The sequence below is a fragment of the Paraburkholderia guartelaensis genome, from assembly GCF_004353905.1.
Classification (GTDB): Bacteria; Pseudomonadota; Gammaproteobacteria; order Burkholderiales; family Burkholderiaceae; genus Paraburkholderia; species Paraburkholderia guartelaensis.
The window spans coordinates 1-3,851 of sequence record NZ_SMOD01000112.1; the positions used below are offsets into that span (position 1 = coordinate 1).

5 protein-coding genes and 2 pseudogenes are annotated in these 3,851 nt (G+C 58.7%); 5 read left to right on the forward strand and 2 right to left on the reverse strand.

The window, feature by feature from the left end; all coding sequences use genetic code 11:
- The coding region (locus E1N52_RS43050) for an integrase core domain-containing protein (protein ID WP_133190276.1) at window positions 1-234 on the forward strand (234 nt) is incomplete at its 5' end.
- A 63-nt stretch (window positions 235-297) separates the two neighbouring features.
- A pseudogene (locus tag E1N52_RS43055) lies at window positions 298-582 on the forward strand (DDE-type integrase/transposase/recombinase); the annotation flags it as partial.
- A 111-nt stretch (window positions 583-693) separates the two neighbouring features.
- On the opposite strand, the gene E1N52_RS43060 reads toward E1N52_RS43055, so the two are convergent.
- Window positions 694-903 (reverse strand): hypothetical protein, encoded by a 210-nt coding sequence (locus E1N52_RS43060; protein ID WP_425468215.1) that lies wholly within the window; start codon window positions 901-903, stop codon window positions 694-696.
- 179 nt (window positions 904-1,082) lie between these two features.
- Between E1N52_RS43060 and E1N52_RS43065 the strand changes: the two genes are divergently transcribed.
- From E1N52_RS43065 to E1N52_RS43075, 3 genes and pseudogenes are all read left to right on the forward strand, one after another.
- Entirely contained in the window at window positions 1,083-2,321 is a 1,239-nt protein-coding gene (locus tag E1N52_RS43065) for a site-specific integrase (RefSeq protein ID WP_133191159.1), read from the forward strand.
- Complete coding sequence (locus E1N52_RS43070; protein ID WP_133191161.1) at window positions 2,318-3,163, forward strand: tyrosine-type recombinase/integrase; 846 nt, start codon at window positions 2,318-2,320, stop codon at window positions 3,161-3,163. Before E1N52_RS43065 ends, E1N52_RS43070 begins: the two co-directional genes overlap by 4 nt.
- 130 nt (window positions 3,164-3,293) lie before the next feature.
- Window positions 3,294-3,551 (forward strand): annotated as a pseudogene (locus E1N52_RS43075) (IS21 family transposase); the annotation flags it as partial.
- Window positions 3,552-3,624: 73 nt separating this feature from the next.
- Here the strand turns inward: E1N52_RS43075 and E1N52_RS43080 are convergent.
- Window positions 3,625-3,851, reverse strand: a 227-nt coding sequence (locus tag E1N52_RS43080) for a transposase domain-containing protein (protein WP_133191043.1), incomplete at its 5' end; no start/stop codon positions are given.

A 3,851-nucleotide genomic window follows, 5' to 3' on the forward strand; every position in this document is an offset into this window, starting at 1 on the left:
TCGATGGACGGCAAAGGCGCCTGGCGCGACAACGTGTTTGTCGAGCGCGTGTGGCGCAGCATCAAGTACGAAGAGATTTATTTGAGAGCCTACGAGTCGGTCAGCCACGCCCGGCGCTCCATTGGCCAATACATTGAGCTGTACAACCGCAAACGTCCTCATTCGAGTCTGGCGGATCAGACGCCCGATGAGGCATACTTCGCGACGCTGCCAGCGATCAAATCGGCAGCATGATCGCCCCGGACGTTCCACTTAAAAATCGCGGGACCCTGTCCGAACAAGCGGCACCACCTCTGGTTGCGCCGGGTGCAGGAGTATTTGCAGAAGCTTCGCCCCGCTGCACGCCCCGACCCGGTGGTCAGATTCGAGACTGAGCCGGGCCACCAGATGCAGATGGACTGGATCGAGTTTCGTAAGCCGGGGCACAAACTCGGCATGCTCGCGGCGTTCGTTGCGACATTGGGCTACAGCCGCGTCAGCTACGCGGAGTTTGTCACCGACATGCGTATCGAAACGCTGCTGGCTTGCCATGCGCGGGCATTCGAGGCATTTGGCGGCGTCACCAGAGAGATCGTCATCGATTTTGTTCCCGGGAACAAAATCGAGGTTCTGTGCCCGCTGGCGTTATGTGGCGGCAAGCGCGGTGTTCCCGTACTGAGGCGGCGGGGAACGAATATTTGAGCACATAATTTGCTACAGCGAATTGAGCCATTCAAGAAGAGTTTTGTCGTCCTTCCAGGCGGTACGAGCTCGGGATCCCGCCGAAACACCAGGATTCACCGCACACGCTGCCAACGCTTCGGCTTTTGCACGCAACGTTAGTTCTGCATATCGGTTGGTAGTATCGACACTGACATGTCCGAGCCAGCCACGAATTACGTTGATTTCGACACCTGATTCCAGAAGGTGGACCGCAGCGGTATGCCGCTTATATCGTTGGGTATATTAGCGGCACTATATCCCCTTCCGGATTATGTCTGGTAATTGCAGCACGGCACGTTTTTTAGGGTAAACGGCCTGCACCAGATAGAGATAATCTTGACTCCTTCCACCCGCTCCCCATGCCGGGGAAGGAGGTCGTCGTGAAGTACATCATTCATGATCAGGTCACGCTCTCTCAGGCGCCAGAAGGGCCGCTTGCAGCTCATTTGGTATCCTTTGCAAGTGCGATCAGCGCTCAGGGGTATAGCGCGAAGTCCCTGAAGCAGCAGGTACGTATCGCCGCATGCTTTAGCCGATGGCTCAAGCAGACAGGTGTCAACGTAAAGGACATCTGCTACGACCACGCAAAACGGTATTTGCGCTATCGCGCCCGACATGTGCAACCTTACCGTGGGGATCGGGCTGCACTCCGTCATCTCATCGATTTTATGCGGAGTGAGGGCGTGATTCCCGTCGAGAAGACAGCCAGACGTCGGGTGCCACCGGCTGAGGTTTGCGTACAGGCATACGCGGAGTACTTGCGTGATGCTCAGGCCCTCGCCGTAACAACCGTCATTAACTACGTGCCGTTCGTCCGCGATTTTCTCCACCATCGTTTCGGTGACGGGAAGGTCAACTTGTCGCGACTACGTGCCGCGGATGTCGTGAGCTTCGTGCAGTTCCGTGCGCCACGTTTGCACTTGAGGCGAGCCAAGCTCATGACCGCTGCGCTGCGCTCTTTTCTACGCTATGCGCGTTATCGCGGCGACGTTACGCTGGACCTGGCTGCCGCCGTTCCGGTCGTCGCCAACTGGTCGATGCCGTCAATTCCTCGAGCAATTTCCGCCGAGCAGACGCGGCAGTTGCTGTCTAGCATCGATAGACGGACTTCGGTCGGGCGTCGTGACTACGCCATCTTGCTCTTACTCGCGCGATTGGGCTTACGCTCTGGTGAGGTCGCTTTTCTCGAGCTCGATGATATCGACTGGGACGCGGGCCAGGTGAGCGTGCGCGGCAAGGGTGGGCAACGCAGCGAGCTACCGTTGCCCGCAGACGTCGGCAAAGCAATTGCCGCATATTTGCGGCACGGGCGTCCTCATAGTGCCAGTCGCCGCGTATTTTTGCGTGCAAAGGCTCCAATCACAGGCTTTCGTGGACAAAGCGGTGTCGGCTCCCTCGTCCGGAATTCGCTTCAGCGCGCTGGCATCGATGCGCCCACTATGGGAGCCCATCAGTTCCGCCACGGCCTGGCCACCCAGATGTTGAGCCATGGGGCATCGCTCAGCGAGATTGGCGAGGTGTTGGGGCATCATCATCCACAGACTACGAAGATCTATTTGAAGGTAGACATCAAGGCATTACGCACACTCGCTTTGCCGTGGCCGGGAGGTGTGCGATGAACACACTTCGACAGGCCGTTCAGGATTACCTCAATCTGAGGCGCAGCCTGGGATTCAAGCTGAAAGAGGCAGGCAATGCGCTACCAGATTTCGTCGCGTTTATGGAACAGCATCGTGCTACCTACATTACCCAGGCGTTGGCTCTCGCGTGGGCTCGACAGCCATCGGGCGTTCAGCCCGCGCAATGGGCGCAACGTCTGAGCTATGTACGCCAGTTTGCGCGCCATCGCAGTGCCACCGATCTCCGCACCGAGATACCCGCGCCAGGCTTGTTACCGTTTCAACCGAAGCGGGCTAGACCGTACCTATATTCAACCAACGAGATCCGCGCATTATTGCGGGCTGCGCTGGAGATGCCATACCGAAACGAACTCGAAGCACTTCTGCCGTTGACCTACTATTGCCTATTCGGATTGCTTAGCGTATCGGGCATGCGCCTGGGTGAAGCGCGCAATCTCGAGCTACAGGACGTGGATCTGGCCGCGGGGATATTGACGGTCCGCGGCGCGAAACTAGGCAAGACGAGATGGGTCCCTCTGCATGCCTCGACCTGCGAGGTGCTCGCAAACTATATCGCACAACGCGAGCGTCATTGGGCGGGGCGACCAGTATCTTCGTACCTGTTCGTTTCGAGCTGGGGCAACCGGTTGGACAGCGGTCAGATTCATCGCGCTTTCTATGCGTTGTCGCGGCAGATCGGCTTGCGCGGTGAATCAGACAGTCACGGGCCGCGTCTGCACGATATGAGACACGTTTTCGCGACGAACACACTTGTACTGCCGCGCGTCAAACAAGATGAGAGCAGCGCGTCAATCAGGATGAGAGCACTGGCGTTGCGGTAGCGGTGAAGGGCGTAGCCCGGAACCGCTGCCGCAACGCCGCGCCGAGGAGCTCCCCCGCTCGGGGTGCCTCGTCGGTGGTCGCGGTAAATCGGGTATGAACAGCTCTTCCATGTAGCGAAGGGAGGCTGAGTTGCCCGGCCGACACATCAACGACCATCAGATGAGGCTCTACATGAAGTACAGACTCAAGGAAGGGCCGCCCCAAGCGGCTGCGCGCGCTGGTTTCAGCGCCGCCACGGGCTATCGCATCGAAGAGGATCCGCGATTGCCATCGCAGAAGAAGGCCCCGCGCGGGCGTCGCCGTGCCGATCCTCTGGCCGCGATCTTTGACACCGAGATCGTGCCGCTGCTCCAGTCTGCTCCCGGCATCCGGCCGACTGCCGTGCTGGACGTATGCGATCCATCATCGACGCCACACAGAGTCGCATGACGAAGAACGTGAGGTGAGTCAGGAACGTGGATCAGCGCAGATCGACCGGCAGCTTCCAAGGAAGCAGTGCGTCGTAATCGTCAATTGTTGTCGCCAGTGGTAGGCGCTGGAACAGCCAGGTGAGGTAGCGGTATGGATCGATACGGTTCGCCCGACACGTCTCGACCAGTGAGTAGAGATTCGCACTCGCGTTTGCGCCGTTCACGGTGTCCGCAAACAACCACGAGCGCCTCCCTACACAGAAGGGGCGAATTGAGT